The 19,387-nt window shown below is 64.8% G+C and carries 14 protein-coding genes; 12 read left to right on the plus strand and 2 right to left on the minus strand.

Features of this window, described 5'->3' with window-relative positions:
- Positions 1–73 precede the first annotated feature (73 nt).
- Entirely contained in the window at positions 74–2,023 is a 1,950-nt protein-coding gene (locus I3J27_RS08225) for a hybrid sensor histidine kinase/response regulator (RefSeq protein ID WP_270167569.1), read from the plus strand.
- A 151-nt stretch (positions 2,024–2,174) separates the two neighbouring features.
- On the opposite strand, the gene I3J27_RS08230 is transcribed toward I3J27_RS08225, so the two are convergent.
- Positions 2,175–2,819, minus strand: coding sequence for an OmpA family protein (locus I3J27_RS08230; RefSeq protein ID WP_270167572.1), 645 nt, complete (start codon positions 2,817–2,819; stop codon positions 2,175–2,177).
- 547 nt (positions 2,820–3,366) lie between these two features.
- Here I3J27_RS08230 and I3J27_RS08235 point away from each other — a divergent pair.
- The 3 genes from I3J27_RS08235 (at position 3,367) to I3J27_RS08245 (ending at position 5,260) form a co-directional block, all read left to right on the plus strand.
- Positions 3,367–3,612, plus strand: a complete 246-nt coding sequence (locus tag I3J27_RS08235; RefSeq protein ID WP_270167574.1) for a hypothetical protein — start codon at positions 3,367–3,369, stop codon at positions 3,610–3,612.
- A 120-nt stretch (positions 3,613–3,732) separates the two neighbouring features.
- Entirely contained in the window at positions 3,733–3,981 is a 249-nt protein-coding gene (locus I3J27_RS08240; RefSeq protein ID WP_270167576.1) for a hypothetical protein, read from the plus strand.
- A gap of 115 nt (positions 3,982–4,096) precedes the next feature.
- A complete protein-coding gene (locus tag I3J27_RS08245) occupies positions 4,097–5,260 on the plus strand; it encodes a winged helix-turn-helix domain-containing protein (RefSeq protein ID WP_270167578.1) in 1,164 nt (387 codons plus the stop codon).
- Between the two features lie 88 nt (positions 5,261–5,348).
- On the opposite strand, the gene I3J27_RS08250 is transcribed toward I3J27_RS08245, so the two are convergent.
- Positions 5,349–5,795 carry a ribosomal maturation YjgA family protein gene (locus tag I3J27_RS08250; protein WP_270172628.1) on the minus strand — a complete coding sequence of 149 codons (447 nt, stop codon included), beginning with the start codon at positions 5,793–5,795 and terminating at the stop codon, positions 5,349–5,351.
- Between the two features lie 165 nt (positions 5,796–5,960).
- On the opposite strand from I3J27_RS08250, the gene I3J27_RS08255 reads away from it, so the two are divergent.
- From I3J27_RS08255 to I3J27_RS08290, 8 genes are all read left to right on the plus strand, one after another.
- Positions 5,961–7,292 (plus strand): MFS transporter, encoded by a 1,332-nt coding sequence (locus I3J27_RS08255; protein ID WP_270167580.1) that lies wholly within the window; start codon positions 5,961–5,963, stop codon positions 7,290–7,292.
- Between the two features lie 238 nt (positions 7,293–7,530).
- The gene (locus tag I3J27_RS08260) at positions 7,531–8,637 is read left to right on the plus strand and encodes an efflux RND transporter periplasmic adaptor subunit (RefSeq protein ID WP_270167582.1); all 1,107 of its coding nucleotides are present in this window, start codon (positions 7,531–7,533) and stop codon (positions 8,635–8,637) included.
- Between the two features lie 178 nt (positions 8,638–8,815).
- Positions 8,816–11,953 carry an efflux RND transporter permease subunit gene (locus I3J27_RS08265; protein WP_270167584.1) on the plus strand — a complete coding sequence of 1,046 codons (3,138 nt, stop codon included), beginning with the start codon at positions 8,816–8,818 and terminating at the stop codon, positions 11,951–11,953.
- 33 nt (positions 11,954–11,986) lie between these two features.
- On the plus strand, positions 11,987–12,586 hold the full coding sequence (locus tag I3J27_RS08270) for a TetR/AcrR family transcriptional regulator (RefSeq protein ID WP_270167586.1): 600 nt from the start codon (positions 11,987–11,989) through the stop codon (positions 12,584–12,586).
- A gap of 241 nt (positions 12,587–12,827) precedes the next feature.
- Positions 12,828–13,451 (plus strand): flavin reductase family protein, encoded by a 624-nt coding sequence (locus I3J27_RS08275; RefSeq protein WP_270167588.1) that lies wholly within the window; start codon positions 12,828–12,830, stop codon positions 13,449–13,451.
- A 282-nt stretch (positions 13,452–13,733) separates the two neighbouring features.
- Entirely contained in the window at positions 13,734–16,001 is a 2,268-nt protein-coding gene (locus I3J27_RS08280) for an acyl-CoA dehydrogenase (protein ID WP_270167590.1), read from the plus strand.
- Positions 16,001–17,284: an acetyl-CoA C-acetyltransferase gene (locus tag I3J27_RS08285; RefSeq protein ID WP_270167592.1), complete on the plus strand. Its 1,284-nt coding sequence runs from the start codon at positions 16,001–16,003 to the stop codon at positions 17,282–17,284. The genes I3J27_RS08280 and I3J27_RS08285 overlap by 1 nt, the downstream gene beginning before the upstream one ends.
- A gap of 2 nt (positions 17,285–17,286) precedes the next feature.
- On the plus strand, positions 17,287–19,383 hold the full coding sequence (locus tag I3J27_RS08290; RefSeq protein ID WP_270167594.1) for a 3-hydroxyacyl-CoA dehydrogenase NAD-binding domain-containing protein: 2,097 nt from the start codon (positions 17,287–17,289) through the stop codon (positions 19,381–19,383).
- Positions 19,384–19,387: the final 4 nt, after the last annotated feature.

Genomic DNA, 19,387 nt, shown 5'->3' on the forward strand with positions numbered 1-19,387 from the left:
GGGTAGAATTGACTTGCCTGAATCAATCGGCGCGTGTGGACTGGCCGCCATTCCCGGAACCGGAGAATCTCGGGTGAGCACGGAGGACCGCATCGCCAGACCGGACCATTCCAACGCCGACTGGCTGCGCGCCGTCGTCGATACCGCGGTCGACGGGGTGATCCTGATCGACGCGCGCGGCGGCGTCCTGATGTTCAATCCGGCCTGCGAGAAGCTGTTTGGCTATCCCGCGGAGGAGATCATCGGCCAGAACGTCAAGGTCCTGATGCCGTCGTCCTATCGCGACGCCCACGACGGATATCTTCACAATTACCACGCCAGCGGCGAACGCAAGATCATCGGCATCGGCCGCGAGGTGATGGGGCAGCGCAAGGACGGCTCGACCTTCCTGATGCATCTGTCGGTCGGCGAGACCAAGCAGGCCACGGGCGAATCGATCTTCGTCGGCATCGTTCATGACCTCACCGAGCGCGAGCGGGTCGAGCGCGAGCTGCGTGAGAGCGCTGCACGGCTGCGGGCGGTGGTCGACACCGCGGTCGACGGCGTGATCCTGATCGATTCCGACGGCACGATTTTGAAATTCAATCCGGCCTGCGAGAAACTGTTCAAATACGAAGCCGACGAGGTTCTCGGAGAGAACGTCAAGATCCTGATGCCGGAGCCTTACCGGTCCGGGCACGACGGCTACATCCGCAATTTCATCACGACCGGCGAGAAGAAGGTCATCGGTGTCGGCCGCGAGGTGCTGGGCCGGCGCAAGGACGGCACGACCTTTCCGATGGATCTTTCGGTCGGCGAGGCCAAGCAGGAGGGCTCGTCCATCTTCGTCGGCATGATCCACGATCTGACCGACCGCAAGCGCACCGAGGCGCAACTCATGCAAGCGCAGAAGATGGAGGCGGTCGGGCAGCTCTCAGGCGGCATCGCCCACGATTTCAACAATCTCCTCACCGTGATCGTTGGCAATGCCGAATACCTGGCCGAGCAATTGCTGTCGCGCGGGGATCTGAAGCGCCTCGCCGACGACATCTGCAGCGCCGGCGAACGCGGCGCCGAGCTGACGCAGCGCCTGCTCGCCTTCAGCCGCAAGCAGCTGCTGCGGCCGGTCGAGACCGAATGCAACAAGCTGCTCGAGTCCATGCACAAGCTGCTGCGGCGGACGCTGCGCGAGGATATCGAGATCTCGACGCTCTCCGACCCGGAGCTCCGACACGCCTTCGCCGATCCGGTGCAGCTCGAAGCGGCGATTCTCAACCTCGCACTGAACGCCCAGGATGCGATGGCATCAGGCGGGCGCCTGACCATTTCGGCGGCGAATGCATCGCTCGATGCGGGCGATCACAACGCGCATCCCGATGTCGGACCGGGCGAATATGTCGTGATCGCCGTGACCGACACCGGTTGCGGCATGCCGAAGCGGGTGCTGGAACACGCGTTCGAACCCTTCTTCACCACCAAGGAGGTCGGCAAGGGCAGCGGGCTCGGGCTCAGCATGGTCTACGGCTTCGCCAAGCAATCAAACGGCCACGTCACGCTCTATAGCGAGCCGGGCTTGGGGACGACCGTGCGGATCTATCTTCCGGCCGTGCTGGCGAAGGCGCAGAGTGTGCCGCTGGCGGTCGAGAAAGAGGCGGTGCAGAGCGGCTCGGAAATCGTGCTGGTCGTCGAGGACGATCCGTTCGTCCGGTCCTACGCGGTCATGAGCCTGGAGAGCCTGGGTTACAAGGTCATGTCCGCGGTCGATGGCAAGGAGGCCTTGCGGCGGCTGGCCGCGACGCCGCATGTCGACCTGCTCTTCACAGACGTGGTCATGCCCGGGGGCGTCAACGGCTGGGAGCTCGCGGGTCTCGCCCGCAAAGAAAGGCCCGAGCTGCACGTGTTGCTGACGTCGGGCTATGCCCTCGAAACGCTGGCGGCGAACGGTCACGTCCGGCAGGGCGCCCCGATTCTGGAAAAGCCTTACCGCAAGGCCGAACTTGCACGGCTGGTCCGGGAGGCGCTGACCGCACGGGGGCCTGTCTAGAGCCGTATTGGTTCTGATTGAATCAGAACCGAAGCTCTAGATTCTGTTTTTGACGCGTTTTCTTCATGCGAACCGGTATCCACTTCACTCGAAAACGCGCTGGCACTGCGGTCCGCCTGCCGCATCGCGGCAGGCGGTGGTCGTCGTCAGATCACTTCGACGCCGTCGTCTTGGCTTCCATGTTCACGACCTGGACGCGGCGGTTGATCGGGTCGGCGCCGTTGGCGGCGTCCTTCAGCTTGGTCTTGCCATAGCCGACGGTGACGAGATCGGTGCCATTGAGGCCGTAGTTCTGCACCAGGTACTTCTTGATGGTGTCGGCGCGGCGTTCGGAAAGCCCCTGATTGTACTCTTCGCCGCCGGTCGCGTCGGTGTGGCCCGCGACCACGAAGGTGGAGCCCTTGAGCGCCGGGTCGGACAGCGCCTTGCCGAGCGCCTGCACCGAGGCCACCGAGGTCCTGGCGATGTCGGCCGAGTTGTAGTCGAACTGGATTTCCAGATCGATCTTCGGCTTGGTCGCAGCTAACTCGGCGATCTGCTCACGCTCGCCGGTCGAGAGCGAACGGGTCGAGCGGTTGCGCACGGTGTTCAGGAACGTCGATTCCTTGGCCTGCACTGCCGGATCGGCCTGCGGACCGGCGGAAAGGCCGCGGGTCGCCGGTTTCGGCTTCAAGGCATCCAGGATCTGGCTTGAGGAGACGTTGTTGTCGCCGGCCAGAGCCAGGCCCGCCGTCATCGACAGCGCGGCGGAAAGGGTGATCGCCTTCAGTCCAAAAAACTTATCAAAACGGGTCATTGTCGTATCCTCGTTGCTACGCCTGATGGCGATTTGATGCTGCGAGCCTAGGGCAGGTTCAAAGGCGCTAATGTAATCTTGGTCACGGTGGCTGCAGCAGCTCCCGGGTTGATCCTAGCGCATTTCGCGGTGTTCCCGACGCGCGGCCCGCGGCCTGCCGCTTCCGCTCCCCGGACAGGCGCAATCGCGCCAATAGCGGTGGTCGCGCGCTTCGCAGCGCGGGTTCAAGCCGCTGGGACGCCTGATGTGATTCAAATCACGTCGAGATGCGCAGGCTGCTCATTCATCTGCCCGCGCCGGCGCGGCCAGCCCTGAGTTCCGGCATTGGCATGACTGGCCGGCTTGGCGGAAACCTGGGCTCATCGATCGTCGCAAAGCCGTCGCGGCATGGCCCGCCCGCGGACAAGAAATCGGCCAGATGAGCGCCTAGCAGACCTTCAACCGCCACTCACGAGCGAAGGGAGCCGAGTCCGATCCTGTGCCGAGGCCAAGTGAAAACCAGTTCTATCGCAGCGGCCCACCGGATCGCACAGTGCCCCTGAGCTCCATGCCCATCTATATCGGCGCGGCGATGATCGCGGTGGCGATCCTGCTGTCGACGCTGATCACGGGGGTGACCAGCCGCTATGTCGGCCTCGACGGGCCGAACGACGAGAACATCTGGCTGGTCGACCGCCTCACCGGCAACGTCTACCGTTGCCAGGCGGAGGGGCGCGGCAAAGCGTCCTGCGAGCCCGATGTCGCCACAGGCAGCGTCGGGGAGCGGCCCAAAGCGCAGAAGGATGGCCATTGAGGCCCTTCGCTTTCGCAGCGCAGCAAGAAAATTGTCTTCTCCACGAAACGTCTGCGCCGGAAAATGCGTAATTGCGGAGCCGGCATCACGCCGGTTTCGTTTTACGGAGGAGACTTTTCGATGAAGACCTTGCTGATGGCTGCAGCCTTTGTCGCGTTCACTCTTTCACCCGCATCCGCCGCCATGATGGCGTGCACCAAGGACAACATGATGAAGAGCGCCGCCATGATGGGCGGTACGCCCGACACGCCGGGCAAGATGGCGGCGAACAAGGAAATGGCGATGGCCAACACCGACATGAGCAACGGCAAGATGAAGAGCGCCTGCATGCACTACATGAAGTCGCAGAAGGCCATGTCGGCGAAGTAGCGCGCGCGCACCGTTCGGCCGCGCTGTCAGCAGTTGGCAGCGCGGCTTTTCCTTGCACGGCTTCTTTGCCGTCTCCCTTTTTCTCTCCGCGAATCCCGCTACATTGCCTCCTGCAATGTCACGCGCGCCCAAACCGCTCCCGCTCAGCACGACACAGGCCCGGCAGATCTGGCTGCACGCCCAGCGGCTGGACGCACGCGCGCCGTTCGGGGAGGGGGCGCATGCGGTGGCGGATGCGATCGCGCATCTCGGTTACGTGCAGATCGACACCATCAACGTCATCGAGCGCAGCCACCACCACATCCTGTTCAGCCGCATCCCGTCCTACCGCCGCGCCGATCTGCGCCACGCCCAGAGCGTCGACAGGAGCGTGTTCGAATACTGGACCCATGCGCTGTCCTACGTGCCGGCGAACGATTTCCGCTTCTTCCTGCCGGCGATGCGCGAGCACAAGCGCGAGGGGCACAAATGGTATGCCTCGGTGACGCCGGCCGACATGCGCAAGGTGATGCGGCTGCTTCGCGCCGGCCCGCTGACGATCCGCGACATCGAGGACGACGTGCTCACCGAGAAGGAGCATCTGTGGCAGAGCCGCAAGCCCTCGAAGCGCGCGTTGCAGCTCGCCTTCTATACCGGCGTCGCGACCGTCAGCGCGCGCCAGGGCATGCTCAAGACCTATGAGCTGATGACGCGGCACTTCGGCTGGGACAAGCTGCCGAAGCCGGCATCGTCAAGAGACATCACGGCCTATCTGCTCGAGCGTGCGCTGCGGTCGCAGGGCGTGGTCAGTCTCGATTCGATCTGCCATCTCGATGCGCCGAGCAAGAAGGCGGTGGCCGGCCTGATCGCCTCGTGCGTTCGTCGCGGTGAGCTCATGCCCGTCGCGATCGACGGCGCGGGCAAGCAGGAGCATTGGGCCACGCCTGCGGCGCTTGAAGCGAGCGGCGAGGTAGCGCCGGATCTCGTCCACATCCTGTCGCCGTTCGATCCGCTGATCATCCAGCGCAAGCGCACCAATCTCATCTTCGGCTACAATCATCTGTTCGAGGCCTACGTGCCGAAGGCCAAGCGCAAGCTCGGCTATTTCGCACTCCCCGTGCTGGTCGGCGACCAGATCGTCGCCGCGCTCGATCTCAAGACCGACCGGCAGGGCAAGAAGCTCCTGATGCAGAAATGGACCTGGGTCGGGCAGGGGAAGAAGACGGCGGGACGCAAGGAGCTCAAGCGCGTGATCGAGGAAGAGCTCGATCGGTTCGAGCGGTTTCAGTTGGAAGATTGAGATTGGTTGCCGTCGGCACCGGTCTCGTAGGGTGGGCAAAGCGAAGCGTGCCCACCATCTGCACATGAAGAGTAAAGGTGGCACGGCGCTACGGCGCCTTTGCCCACCCTACGAGACCGCGCATTGTAGCCAGCCGATCGATCCAAACGCCAAACGCAATCCCCACCGCATAAGCCACCAGATTCCACAGCGAGAAGATGCGCCCGAGCAGCAATGCGCCGGCCGTCGTGAGCCGGAACGCATCGAGCCAGGGCATATGCACCAGGCGGGAGAACTCGACCACGATCGCGATCGCCACCGCGATGGCTGCAATCTGTGCCCGCGTCAGCCGCGGCAGCAAAACCCCGACCAGCAGAAACACCATCGTGGCCCACAGCAGCGAGCCGCCATACTTCACGACGAAGGCGGGAAGCCCGAGCGGAAAGCCGTACCAGCGCAAGGACAGCCCGCAGGCCATCACGACCAGCGCCAGCGCGGCGCGGATCAGCAATGTCCGTAACGGCGCAACAGGTTGATCCGGCTGCGTCCCGTGCATTGCTCGCTCCATTGACTCTTTGCTCGCGATGCTGAAAACCGAAAACAGAGCGTTTTCGAGCGAAGTGGATACCGGTTCGCGTAAAGAAAACGCGTCACAAACAAATCTAAAGCCGTTCCGATTCGGAACGGCTTTGGCCATAAAAGCAACAACCCGGGGGAAGCCATGAGCCAGACCACCACCTATGCCGGTTCCGCCGGCGCCGCCAAGTCCGAGGTCGAGACCTCGACCATCCGCGCCATCTCCTGGCGCCTGATTCCGTTCCTGGTGCTGGCCTACTTCTTCTCCTATCTCGACCGCGTCAATCTCGGCTTCGCCGCGCTGACCATGAATGCCGAGCTGAAGTTCACGCCGCTGATCTTCTCCTGGGGCGCCGGGATCTTCTTCATCGGCTATTTCATCTTCGAGGTGCCGAGCAATCTGGCACTGGAGAAGTTCGGCGCCAGCCGCTGGATCGCCCGCATCATGGTGACCTGGGGCATCATCTCCGCGCTGATGGCGATGGTGAGCGGCGTCACGAGCTTCTACATCCTGCGCTTCCTGCTCGGCGTCGCCGAGGCCGGCTTCTTTCCCGGCATCATCCTCTATCTCACCTACTGGTATCCGGCTGAATATCGTGCCCGCTTCCTCGCGGCCTTCGCCATCGCCGTCCCGGTCTCGACCGTGATTGGGGCGCCGGTCTCGGGCCTGCTGCTGGGGCTCGACGGCGCGATGGGGCTGAAGGGCTGGCAGTGGCTGTTCATCATCGAGGGCATTCCTTCCGTGCTGCTCGGCATCGTCACCTGGTTCTACCTCACCGATAGGCCGGAGAAGGCGGACTGGCTCTCGGCCGAGCAGAAGGCCTGGCTCAAGGCCAAGCTCGATTCCGAGATCGCAATCAAGCAGGCGGTGAAGCATCCCTCGCTCGGCCAGGCGCTGTCGTCGCCGAAGGTGATCGCGCTCAGCCTGATCTATTTCGGCTTCGTCGGTGCGCTATATGGCATGCAGTTCTGGCTGCCGCAGATCGTCAAGGCGTTCGGACTCACCAACGCGCAGACCGGCTTCGTCACCGCGATCCCCTATCTGTTCGGCACCATCGCGATGATCCTGTGGGCGCGGCATTCTGATGCCACGCGTGAGCGCGTGATGCATGTCGGCGCGCCGCTGCTGCTCACCGCCGTCGCGCTCGCCGTCTCCAGCTATCTGACCGACCCGACCATGACGATGGTCGTTCTGACCGTTGCCGCGATCGGCGTGTTCTGCTGCTTCGGCGTGTTCTGGACCCTGCCGACCGCCTGGCTCTCCGGCACGGCGGCAGCCGGCGCCATCGCGCTGATCAACTCGATCGGCAACCTCGCCGGCTTCGGCGGGCCCTATCTGATCGGCTGGGTCAAGGAAGCGACGGGGCAGACCTCGATGGGCCTGCTGGTGCTCGCGGTGCTGCCCCTGATCGCCGGCATTTTGGTTTTCGTCGGCGGCCACGACAGCGAGCACGAGTTCGCCGAGCGGGGGCGGTAAGGGAAGTTCGTAGGGGGGGCAAAGGCGCGCACTTCGCGCGCCGTGCCCACCATCTTTCGTCGCTGCATTAGGCGTGGTGGGCACGCTTCGCTTGCTAGCCCTACAATAGTACCGCCTCAGCGTCTTCCCACTGCTTACAGACCCTTAACGATCACGCTTTCCTGATGACTGACGATTATTGACTTTTATCAGTGATTAGTCGACATTCCTCTCATTCGAGATGCAGGAGTGTCCTCCGATGTTCGTCCGGTCCGTTTTATCCAGCTATTCCAGGCTCTTGGCGGGGGTATCCTTGGCGCTGATGGCCGCGACCCTGGCCGGGTGCAATGATACCGTCGCTGAAAAGGCCGAGCCGCCGCGGCCGGTTCTGGTTGCGACCGCGCATTATGATGCCGAGACCCCGGAGCGCAGCTTCGTCGGCACCGTCCGGCCCCGGATCGAGAGCGATCTCGGCTTTCGCGTTGCCGGCAAGGTTGCCAAGCGCCTCGTCGAAGTCGGCCAGACCGTCGAGATCGGCCAGCCGCTCGCGACGCTCGACGAGGTCGATTTGAAGCTCCAGGCCGAGCAATCCGTCGCCGAACTGACCGCTGCGACCGGCGTGCTGGCCCAGGCTGCCGCTGCCGAGCAGCGCGCCAAGGATCTGAAGGCCAAGGGCTGGACCACGGACGCGCAGATGGACTCGAGCCGTGCTGCCGCCGATGAGGCGAGGGCGCGCCTGAACCGGGCCGAGCGCTCGGTGGAGCTGACCAAGAATTCCCTTTCCTACGCGACGCTCAACGCCGACGCCCGTGGCGTCGTCACCGCAACGCTGATCGAGCCCGGCCAGGTGGTTGCCGCGGGCCAGGCTTCGATCCGTGTCGCCCGCTTTGCCGAAAAGGAAGCGGTCGTCGCGATCCCTGAGACGCTGGTCGGACGCGCCAAGTCGGGCGCCGCCAGCGTCACTCTTTGGTCCGAGCCGAACAAGAAATACACGGCGAAGCTGCGCGAGATCGCGCCGGCAGCCGACCCGGCCACGCGGACTTATCTTGCAAAATTCTCGCTGCCCGAAGCCGACGACAAGGTCGCGCTCGGTATGACCGCAACGCTGACGCTGTCGGACGCCGCCACCGAGCGTGTCGCCCGGCTGCCGCTGTCGGCGCTGTTCAACGAAGGCGGCAAGCCCTCTTTCTACGTCGTCGACGACAATGGCGGCGTCACGCTCAAGCCGGTGGCGGTGAAGTCTTACGAGAGCAACGACGTCGTCATCACCGGCGGTGTCGAAGAGGGCGCCAAGATCGTCGCCCTCGGTGTGCAGAAGCTTGATCCGGGCCAGCGGGTGCGGATCGTCTCGTCACTGTCTTTCTGAGTTTCTTACGAGTTACGTCGCGTGAGGTGAGTTTCGGCCCGAGCGCAAATGCTGGGGCTGAAGCGGCGAAGCGATCCAGAACCTGCCCAGCCCCCTGGATTGCTTCGCTGCCTCGCGATGACGCCTTGAACAGAGCGGCTGTCGTTTTTTGCAACTGGATCGTCTTTCGGAGAGAGCGATGAAGCGCTTCAACCTTTCGGCCTGGGCCGTCAGCCATCCGACGCTGGTTCTGTTCCTGATGCTCATGCTCGGCGTCGCCGGCTTCTTCTCCTACCAGAAGCTCGGCCGCGCCGAGGATCCGTTCTTCACGGTGAAGGTGGTCAACGTCTCTGTGCTCTGGCCCGGCGCGACCGCGCAGGAGATGCAGGCGCAGGTCGCCGATCCCATCGAGAAGAAGATCCAGGAGCTGCCCTATTTCGAGAAGGTGCAGACCTATTCGAAGCCCGGTTTCACCGCGCTCCAGGTCACCTTCCGCGACTCCACGCCGCCGAAGGACGTGCCGTATCTCTTCTATCTCCTGCGCAAGAAGCTCGCCGACGTGCAGGGCCAGCTGCCCTCCGGCATCCTCGGACCCGTCGTCAACGACGAGTTCTCCGACGTCGATTCCATCCTCTACATGATGACCGGCGACGGCGCCGATTATGCCCAGCTCAAGAAGGTCTCGGAAGGATTCCGCCAGCGCCTGCTGAAGGTCCCCGGCGTCACCAAGGTCGACGTCTACGGCAATCAGGACGAGCGCATCTTCGTCGAGTTCAGCCACGCCAAGCTCGCCACCCTCGGCATCACGCCGCAGGCGCTGTTCGACTCGCTCGCCAAGCAGAACAACGTGACGCCCGCCGGCACGGTCGAGACCTCGTCGCAGCGCGTGCCGCTGCGCGTCACCGGCGCGCTCGACGGCGCCAAGGCCGTGGCCGAGACGCCGGTCGAAAGCAACGGCCGCGTGTTCCGCCTCGGCGACATCGCCACAGTCACCCATGGCTATGTCGATCCGCCGAGCTTCGTCGTCCGTCAGGAAGGCAAGGCCGCGATCGGCATCGGCGTCGTCACCGCCAAGGGCGCCAACATCCTCGATCTCGGCAAGGAGGTCGAGAAGGCGACGGCTGAGTTCATGAAGGCGGTGCCGCAGGGCGTCGACGTCAAGCTGATCGCCGACCAGCCCAAGGTGGTCGAGCACGCCGTCGGCGAGTTCGTGCATTCCTTCATGGAAGCGCTCGTCATCGTGCTGTTCGTGTCGTTCCTGGCGCTCGGCTGGCGCACCGGCATCGTGGTCGCGCTGTCGGTGCCCTTGGTGCTCGGCATCGTCTTCGTCGTCATGAACACGATGTCGCTCGACCTGCATCGTATTACGCTGGGTGCGCTGATCATCGCGCTCGGCCTGCTCGTCGACGACGCCATCATCGCGGTCGAGATGATGGTGGTGAAGATGGAGCAGGGTTGGGATCGCTTCCGGGCGGCGTCCTTTGCCTGGGAGTCCACTGCGTTTCCGATGCTCACGGGAACGCTGGTCACGGCCGCTGGCTTCCTCCCCATCGGCTTTGCCAATTCCGCGGTCGGCGAATATGCCGGCAGCATCTTCTGGATCGTGGCGATCGCGCTGGTCGCCTCCTGGTTCGTGGCGGTGATCTTCACGCCGTATATCGGCGTCATGCTGCTGCCCAACATCAAGGTGCACCACAATCACGATCCGCACGCCGTCTACGAGACCCGCATGTACCGCGGCCTGCGCGCCATCGTGCAATGGTGCGTCAACCACCGCATCACCGTGGTGGCCGCGACCGTCGGAGTCTTCGTCGCCTCGATCGTCGGCTTCGGTCATGTCCAGCAGCAGTTCTTCCCGCTGTCGGAGCGGCCCGAGCTGTTCCTCCAGCTCCGCCTGCCGGAAGGCACTGCCTTCAACGTCACCGAGAAGGCGGTGAAGACGGCCGAGACGCTGCTCAAGGACGACAAGGACATCGAGACCTATACATCCTATGTCGGCCAGGGCTCGCCGCGCTTCTGGCTCGGCCTCAACCCGCAGCTTCCGAACGAGGCCTTTGCCGAGATCGTCATCGTCGCCAAGGGCGTCGAGGCGCGCGAGCGCATCAAGGCCAAGATCGAGAACGCGGCGGCCGAGGGCATGCTGAGCGAAGCACGCGTGCGCGTCGATCGCTTCAACTTCGGTCCGCCGGTCGGCTTCCCCGTGCAGTTCCGCGTGATCGGCCCCGATGCCAACAAGGTGCGCGAGATCGCCTACCAGGTCCGCGACGTCATGCGGGAGAACAAGAGCGTCAAGGACGTCCAGCTCGACTGGAACGAGCAGTCGCCTTACCTCAAGCTCGTCGTCGACCAGGATCGCGCCCGCGCCATGGGCCTGACCCCGCAAGACGTCTCGCAGGCGCTGGCGATGCTGATCTCGGGCGCGCAGGTCACGACCATCCGCGACGGCATCGAGAAGGTGGCCGTGGTCGCCCGCGCGATCCCGTCCGAACGTCTCGATCTCGGCGGCGTCGGTGATCTCACCATCACCTCGCGCAATGGCGTTGCCGTGCCGCTCCAGCAGATCGCCAAGATCGAGTATGCCCATGAGGAGCCGATCATGTGGCGGCGCAACCGCGACATGGCGATCACCGTGCGCTCGGACGTCGTCGACGGCGTGCAGGCGCCCGACGTCACCAATCAGATCACGCCGAAGCTGAAGGCGATCAAGGACCATCTCGAGCCGGCCTACCGGATCGAGCCGGGCGGGGCCTTCGAGGAATCCGCCAAGGGCAATGCGTCGATCTTCATCCTCTTCCCGCTGATGGTCATGGTGATGCTGACGCTGCTGATGATCCAGCTTCAGAGCTTCTCGCGCCTGATCCTGGTGTTCCTGACCGCGCCGCTCGGCATCGTCGGCGCCTCCTTCGGCCTCAACGTCGCCAACGCCCCGTTCGGCTTCGTGGCGCTGCTCGGCCTGATCGCGCTCGCCGGCATGATCATGCGCAACACGGTCATCCTGGTCGACCAGATCGAGACCGACGTTTCGCACGGCCTGACGCGCCGGGAGGCGATCGTGGAAGCGACCGTCCGCCGCGCCCGTCCGGTGGTTCTGACGGCGCTCGCCGCCATCCTCGCCATGATCCCGCTGTCGCGCTCGGCCTTCTGGGGCCCGATGGCGATCACGATCATGGGCGGCCTGTTCGTTGCGACCTTCCTGACGCTCTTGTACCTGCCGGGCCTGTACGCCCTGTGGTTCAGGAAGAGCCTGGACGAGGCCGGCACCCCCGAGCAGCCTGCCGCGCCGCAGCATGGGAGCGATGACCATCCCGCAATTCCGCTTGCTGAAGCAGCTGAATAAATGAGAAGACTACCGACGAACGAGTCCTGACTGATGGCCCTGATTTCGGAACATATCGAAGGCGACACCCGGGACCGTATCCTCGAGGTGGCCGAGCGGCTGTTCCGCCAGATCGGCTACCAGAAGACCACGGTCGGCGACATCGCCAAGGAGCTCAGGATGAGCCCCGCCAACGTGTATCGCTTCTTCGAATCGAAGAAGGCGATCCACCAGTCGGTGGCCCGGGGCTTGATGGGCGAGGTCGAGCTCGAAGCGCAGCGTATCGTGGCGAGGCCCGGTCCGGTGCTTCCGCGTTTCCGCGAGCTGCTCACCACCATCCATCGCATGAACACCGAGCGCTATGTCGGCGACAACAAGCTGCACGAGATGGTCGAGATCGCGATGCAGGAGGACTGGGAGGTCTGCGTCGCCCATATGGAGCTGATCACCACGGCGATCGGCCAGATGATCGGGCAAGGCGTCGCCTCCGGCGAGTTCGAAGCGGGCGACCTGCAACTGGCCTCGATGTGCGCCTGCACCGCGATGATGCGCTTCTTCCACCCCCAGATGATCGCCCAGTGCGCCACCAAGCCGGGCCCGACCATCGATCAGATGATCGATTTCGTCATCGCGGGATTGTCCCCGCACCACTGACGGGCCGGGGGATCTGCTCTTATAAGCAGTCCGACCGGCCCTGGTGGCGGGTACGGACGGATCATCACACTCCGTCATGACGAGCGTAGCGCAACAATCCAGGCTGGGAGACCCTCCCCCTGAGGAGTGCGCCAAGGGCGCGCGTCTCGAAGGGCGAGGCGCGTTCCGCGCTCCTCAGGATGAGGAACGCAGAGCCTGGATTGTTTCGCTGCGCTCGCAATTGACGGGAAGGAAACAGCGCGTGACCGACAAAGACCTTTATTTCTACGAGCCCTCCAAGGGCCACGGCCTCAAGCACGATCCCTTCAACGCCATCATCGCGCCGCGGCCGATCGGCTGGATCTCCTCCCGCGACGCCAAGGGCCACGTTAACCTCGCGCCCTACAGCTTCTTCAACGCGTTCTGCTACGTGCCGCCGATCATCGGCTTCTCCTCCACCAACTGGAAGGACACGGTCTCGAACATGGAGCAGACCAGGGAGTTCGTCTGGAATCTCACCACGATGGACTTGGCCAAGCGCATGAATGCGACTGCCGCGCATGTCGGCCCCGAGGTCGATGAGTTCGAGATCGCCGGTCTCACCGCCGTGCCCGGCAGGCTCGTCAACGTGCCGCGCGTCGCCGAGAGCCCGGTCGCCTTCGAATGCAAGGTCTCCGACATCGTCCGCCTCAAGGGCGCCGACGGCAAGGAGGCCGACGCCTGGCTGACGCTCGGCGAGGTCGTCGCCGTCCACATCGACAAGGCCATGATCAAGGACGGCGTCTACCAGACCGCTGCCGCCCGCCCGATTGTCCGCGCCGGCCGGCGCGGCGACTATTTCGAGATCAAGCCGGAAAACATGTTCGAGATGGTGCGGCCGGATTAGGCCAAACCGCCGATCTCTCCACGTCATTCCGGGGCGACGCGTAGCGTCGAGCCCGGAATCCATGCTCCCGATCGTGGTTCTGGATAGCTCACACTTCGCGTGCCCGGAATGACGGCGTGGCATTCAGCCCCTCACCCTCTCCCGGAACTGCCCCCACGCCCCGGCCGTTATGGTCCCGGGGGCGGCCGCCCGGCCGCGTCAATTTTGCTGGCGAAGTGTTCGCCTCCGCCAGCCAGTTTCCGCTAAAATGCCCGACAACCGCGCCGATGCATGAGGTCAGCCATGAGCTTCCGCCGCGACACCCTGACAAAGCCGATCTTCTCCTGGGCGCGCGGCGTGCTGCCGGCGATGTCCGACACCGAGCGCGAGGCGCTGGAGGCGGGTGACGTCTGGTGGGACGCCGATCTCTTCACGGGCAATCCCGACTGGTCGAAGCTGCTCAAAATCGCGCCGGCCAAATTGACCGCCGAGGAGCAAGCCTTCCTCGACGGCCCCGTCGACGAGCTCTGCGCCATGCTCGACGAGTGGAAGATCTTCTGGGAATGGCGCGACCTGCCGCCGGACGTCTGGCATTTCGTCAAGCGCGAAAAATTCTTCGGCATGATCGTTCCGAAGGAATTTGGCGGCCTCGGCTTCTCGCCCTACGCGCATTCGGAAGTCGTGCGGAAGATCTCGACCCGCTCCATCGCCGCCGCCGTCACCGTGATGGTGCCGAACTCGCTCGGCCCCGGGGAGCTCCTGATGCGGTTCGGCACCAAAGAACAACAAGGGCGCTGGCTGCCGCGCCTCGCCGATGGCCGCGACATTCCCTGCTTCGGTCTCACCAGTCCCGAGGCCGGCTCCGACGCCGCCTCGATGATCGACACCGGGATCATCTGCAAGGGCGAGTTCGAGGGCAGCGAGGTCATTGGACTGAGGCTCAACTGGCACAAGCGATACATCACGCTCGGTCCCGTCGCGACGCTCCTGGGCCTCGCCTTCAAGGCCTATGACCCCGATCATCTCGTCGGCAGCCAGGAGGAGCTCGGCATCACCGTGGCGCTGATCCCGACCAATCTGCCGGGCGTCGAGATCGGCCATCGCCATCTGCCGTCGATGCAGGTGTTCCAGAACGGCCCGAACCGGGGCCGCGACGTCTTCATCCCGCTCGACTATGTCATCGGGGGCCAAGAGCGCCTCGGTCAGGGCTGGAAGATGCTGATGACGGCGCTCGCCGCCGGCCGCGGCATCTCGCTGCCGTCGCTCTCGGCAGCCGGCGCCGCCTATGCCGCGCGCACGACCGGCGCCTATGCCCGCATCCGCGAGCAGTTCGGCATCTCCATCTCGAAATTCGAGGGCGTCGAGGAGCCGCTCGCGCGCATCGTCGCGACCGCCTATCAGCTCGATGCGGCGCGCCGGCTCACCTGCGCAGCGCTGAATGCGGGCGTCCACCCCGCCGTCATCTCCGGCATCATGAAGCTGCACGCGACCGAGCGGATGCGTGTCTCGGTCGACGACGCCATGGACATTCATGGCGGCAAGGCCGTGATCGACGGTCCGCAAAACTATCTCGGCAATCTGCACCGCGCCGTGCCGGTCGGCATCACGGTCGAGGGCGCCAACATCCTCACCCGCAATCTCATCGTGTTCGGGCAGGGCGCCATCCGCGCGCATCCCTATCTGCTCGACGAGATGAATGCGCTCGCCGACACCGATCGCGAGCGCGGGCTCACTGCGTTCGACAAGGCGTTCTGGAAGCATGTCAGCCACAGCTTCAATACGTTGCTACGTGCCTTCGGCCGGAGCTGGACCTTTGGCGCGTTTGCACTCGCGCCGGACGCGGGCGATGCCACGCCTTTCTATCGCCAGCTCTCGCGCTACTCCGCGGCGTTCGCGCTCTGCGCCGACATGGCGCTGCTGACACTCGGCGGCGCGCTCAAGCGCAAGGAGATGCTGTCGGCGCGCTTCGGCGACATCCTCTCCGAACTGTATCTGCTGTCGGCCGCGCTGAAACGCTGGCAGGACGAGGGCCGGCAGAAGGAGGATTTTGCAGCGCTCGAATGGTGCATGGCGACGGGCTTTCGGACCATCGAAAACCGGCTTGCCGAAATCCTCGCCAACCTGCCCAACCGCTTTGTCGCTGTCATCCTCAAGCTCGTCGTCCAGCCGTTCGGTGCGCGCGTGCTCGGTCCCTCCGACCGCGTCGTGCACCAATGCGCAAGCCTGGTGCTGGAGCCGTCAGCGGCGCGCGAGCGCCTGACGCCGGATCTGGCCCATGTCGACGATGATGGCGGCTTTGCCCGGCTGGAGCGCGCGTTCAAGCTGGTTGCAGAAGCCGATGCGATCGCCAAGCGCATGCGTGCTGCACATTTAAGCGACTGGAAGGACGGCGTTGCCAAAGGCGTGATCACGCAGGCCGAGGGCGAGCAGCTATCCACCGCTCACGAAGCCGTCACAAAAGTGATCGAGGTCGACGATTTTGCGCCGGAGGCGCTGTCGCCGATTTACAAGAAAACCGGCGATGTGCATCAGTTCTTCCAGGAACTCGGAGAGCAGAGGGCGGCGAGCTGATGGCACGACCGGTTTTCATCGTCGACGGCAGCCGGACGCCGTTTCTGAAGGCGCGCTCCGGACCGGGGCCGTTCACGCCGGTCGATCTCGCCGTGCAGTGCGGACGTCCGCTGCTGGCGCGCCAGCCGTTTTCACCTGCCGATTTCGACCAGGTCATCCTCGGCTGTGTCAACGTGATCGCCGACGAGATGAACCCGGCCCGCGTCGCGGCGCTCCGGCTCGGCATGGGCGAGGACATGGTCGCCTTCACCGTGCAGATCAATTGCGGCTCAGGCATGCAGTCGATCGACACCGCCTATCGCTACATCCGCGAGGGGCACGCCGACTTGATCCTGGCCGGCGGCACCGAGGCGCTGAGCCACGCCCCGCTGGTCTGGCCGAATTCCGGTGTGCGCTGGTTCGCCGGCCTCGCCACCGCCAAGGGCGTGGCGGCGAAGCTTGCGGCTGCGTTCAAGCTACGGCCGCGTTATCTCAAGCCGATCATCGGCCTCGAGCGCGGCCTGACCGATCCCATCACCGAGTTGAACATGGGCCAGACCGCCGAGGTCGTCGGCCACCTCTTCGGCATTACGCGCGCACAGGCCGATGCCTACGCGGCCGAGAGCCATCGCCGGCTCGCGCATGCGCAGACGTCGGGTTTTCTGAAGGGTGAGGTTGAGACCGCATTCTCCCGCGACGGCAAGTTCTTCGACCACGACGACGGCGTTCGGCCGGATTCCACGGCCGAGACCCTCGCAAAGCTCCGGCCGGTATTCGAGCGCCCCTGGGGCCAGGTCACCGCCGGCAATTCCTCGCAGATCACCGATGGCGCCTCCTGGGTGATCCTCGCTTCTGATGCGGCGGTGGCCAAGCACAGACTGACGCCGAAGGCCGCCATCGTCGACAGCAACTGGGCCGCGCTCGATCCTGGCATCATGGGGCTCGGTCCCGTGATGTCGGCAACGCCGCTGCTCCAGCGCAACGACCTCACCATCAAGGACGTCGACACCTGGGAGCTGAACGAGGCCTTCGCCACGCAAGTGCTCGGCTGCCTCGCTGCCTGGAACGACGACAAGTTCTGCCGCGAGATTCTTGGGCTCGACGGCGCCGCCGGCGAGATCGACCGTGACAAGCTCAACGTCGACGGCGGCGCGATCTCGCTCGGCCATCCCGTCGGCACCTCCGGCAACCGCATCGTGCTGCATCTCGTCAACGCGATGAAGCGGCTCGGCACGCGGCGCGGAATTGCCACCGAATGCATCGGCGGCGGGCTCGGCGGCGCCATGCTGATCGAGGCGGTGTGACCATGGATTCGAAGATCATGACCGTGCTCGGCGATCGCGTGCTCGAGCTGGGACCAAAGCCTGCGACCGACAGCCCGTACAAGCACTTCAAGCTGACGCGCGATGCCGATGGTGTCGCCTGGCTGCTGTTCGACCGCGCCGACGCCAGCGCCAACACGCTGTCCTCGGACGTGATGGAGGAGTTCGACGCCGTGCTTGCGGCGATCGAGACCGAGCGCCCCGCCGGCCTCGTGATCCGCTCGGCAAAACCGTCCGGCTTCATCGCGGGCGCTGACGTCAATGAGTTCCGCGGCGCGTCCGACTCCGAGATCGTGGAGACGCGTATCCGCGCTGCGCATGCGGTGGTCGATCATCTGGAAGCCTTGAAGCTGCCGACGGTTGCGGTCATCCACGGCTTCTGCCTCGGCGGCGGGCTGGAGGTCGCGCTGGCCTGCCAGTCGCGCATTGCCATCGACGGCGCGCGCTTCGGCTTTCCGGAGGTGATGCTCGGCCTGCATCCGGGCCTCGGCGGCACCGCGCGGTTTACGTCGCTGGTCAATCCGCCCCAGTCGATGGCGCTGATGCTGACCGGCCGCACCATCGATGCGCGCCGCGCCAGATCGCTCGGCCTTGTCGACACCGTGACGCAGGAGCGTCATGTCCGTAACGCGGTCAAGGATGCGCTGTTCGGCCGCCTGAAGCGGGCGCGTCCGGGCGTTCTGACGCGTGCAGCGAACTTCGGTCCCGTACGCGGGCTCTTGGCGAAACGCATGCGCTCGGAAGCCGTAAAGGCTGCGTCCCGCGAGCACTATCCGGCGCCTTACGCGCTGATCGATCTCTGGGAGACGCATGGCGGCAGCAAGGCCGCGATGCTGAAGGCCGAGCAGGCCTCGTTCGCCAAATTGATGGTGACGCCGACCGCGCAGAATTTGATCCGGGTGTTCTTCTTGCGCGAGCAGATGAAGAAAACGGCCGGCAGCGGGAATGCGATCAAGCACGTCCACGTCATCGGCGCCGGCGCCATGGGCGGCGACATCGCGGCTTGGGTAGCGGGGCAGGGGCTGCGCGTCTCGCTGGCCGACATGAAGGCGGAGCCGATCGCAGGCGCGGTGAAGCGTGCGGCCGAGCTCTACGGCAAGATCATCCGCAAGCCGACCGAGGTGCGGGACGCACTCGATCGGCTCATCCCCGACATGGACGGCGAAGGCGTCCGCAACGCCGATCTCATCATCGAGGCGGTGCCGGAAAAGCTGGAGCTGAAGCAGAAGGTCTATGCCGGCCTCGAGCCCAGGATGAAGCCGGGCGCGATCCTTGCGACCAACACGTCGAGCATTCCGCTCCAGGATCTCCGCACCACGCTGGCGCGGCCGGAGCGGCTGGTCGGCCTGCATTTCTTCAATCCGGTGTCGCGGCTGCAACTGGTGGAGGTCGTTAGCCATGATGGCAACGATGCGCAGGTCCTGAAAGAAGCGCTCGCCTTCGTCGGCGCGATCGACCGCCTGCCGCTCTCCGTGAAAAGCTCCCCCGGCTTCCTCGTCAACCGCGCGCTGACGCCCTACATGCTGGAAGCGATGGTGATGCTGGACGAGAAGATCGACCAGCGCCTGATCGACGCGGCCGCCGAGCAGTTCGGCATGCCGATGGGGCCGATCGAGCTTGCCGACCAGGTCGGGCTCGATATCTGCCTCGACGTTGGCGACATGCTGCGCACCAAATTCGGCGATCTGCTGCCGCCGACGCCGGCCTGGCTGCGCGAGAAGGTCGCCAAGGGCGAGCTCGGCCGCAAGTCCGGCAAGGGATTTTACACCTGGAAGGACGGCAAGGCGGAGAAGGCACCGCTGCCCGAGACCGGCCCGCGCGTCACCGACCAGATGATCGATCGCCTGGTGCTGCCGATGTCGAACGTCTGCGTCGCGGCGCTGCGCGAGGGCATCGTCGATGACCCTGACACCGTCGACGGCGCCATGATCTTCGGCACGGGTTACGCGCCGTTCCGCGGCGGCCCGCTGAACTATGCGCGCACGCGCGGCGTGGAAAATGTTGTATCGACGCTGCGCGCGCTGGCCGAGCGATTCGGCGATCGCTTTGCGCCCGATCCCGGCTGGGACAATTTCAAGTGAGAGG

This window comes from Bradyrhizobium xenonodulans (assembly GCF_027594865.1).
Taxonomy (GTDB): Bacteria; Pseudomonadota; Alphaproteobacteria; order Rhizobiales; family Xanthobacteraceae; genus Bradyrhizobium; species Bradyrhizobium xenonodulans.

Excerpts from the sequence above, each read along its gene's own strand:
- I3J27_RS08230 (WP_270167572.1), bottom strand. The coding sequence starts at position 2,819 with ATGACCCGTTTTGATAAGTTTTTTGGACTGAAGGCGATCACCCTTTCC.
- I3J27_RS08235 (WP_270167574.1), top strand. The coding sequence starts at position 3,367 with ATGCCCATCTATATCGGCGCGGCGATGATCGCGGTGGCGATCCTGCTG.
- I3J27_RS08240 (WP_270167576.1), top strand. The coding sequence starts at position 3,733 with ATGAAGACCTTGCTGATGGCTGCAGCCTTTGTCGCGTTCACTCTTTCA.
- I3J27_RS08245 (WP_270167578.1), top strand. The coding sequence starts at position 4,097 with ATGTCACGCGCGCCCAAACCGCTCCCGCTCAGCACGACACAGGCCCGG.
- I3J27_RS08250 (WP_270172628.1), bottom strand. The coding sequence starts at position 5,795 with ATGCACGGGACGCAGCCGGATCAACCTGTTGCGCCGTTACGGACATTG.
- I3J27_RS08255 (WP_270167580.1), top strand. The coding sequence starts at position 5,961 with ATGAGCCAGACCACCACCTATGCCGGTTCCGCCGGCGCCGCCAAGTCC.
- I3J27_RS08260 (WP_270167582.1), top strand. The coding sequence starts at position 7,531 with ATGTTCGTCCGGTCCGTTTTATCCAGCTATTCCAGGCTCTTGGCGGGG.
- I3J27_RS08265 (WP_270167584.1), top strand. The coding sequence starts at position 8,816 with ATGAAGCGCTTCAACCTTTCGGCCTGGGCCGTCAGCCATCCGACGCTG.
- I3J27_RS08270 (WP_270167586.1), top strand. The coding sequence starts at position 11,987 with ATGGCCCTGATTTCGGAACATATCGAAGGCGACACCCGGGACCGTATC.
- I3J27_RS08280 (WP_270167590.1), top strand. The coding sequence starts at position 13,734 with ATGAGCTTCCGCCGCGACACCCTGACAAAGCCGATCTTCTCCTGGGCG.
- I3J27_RS08285 (WP_270167592.1), top strand. The coding sequence starts at position 16,001 with ATGGCACGACCGGTTTTCATCGTCGACGGCAGCCGGACGCCGTTTCTG.
- I3J27_RS08290 (WP_270167594.1), top strand. The coding sequence starts at position 17,287 with ATGGATTCGAAGATCATGACCGTGCTCGGCGATCGCGTGCTCGAGCTG.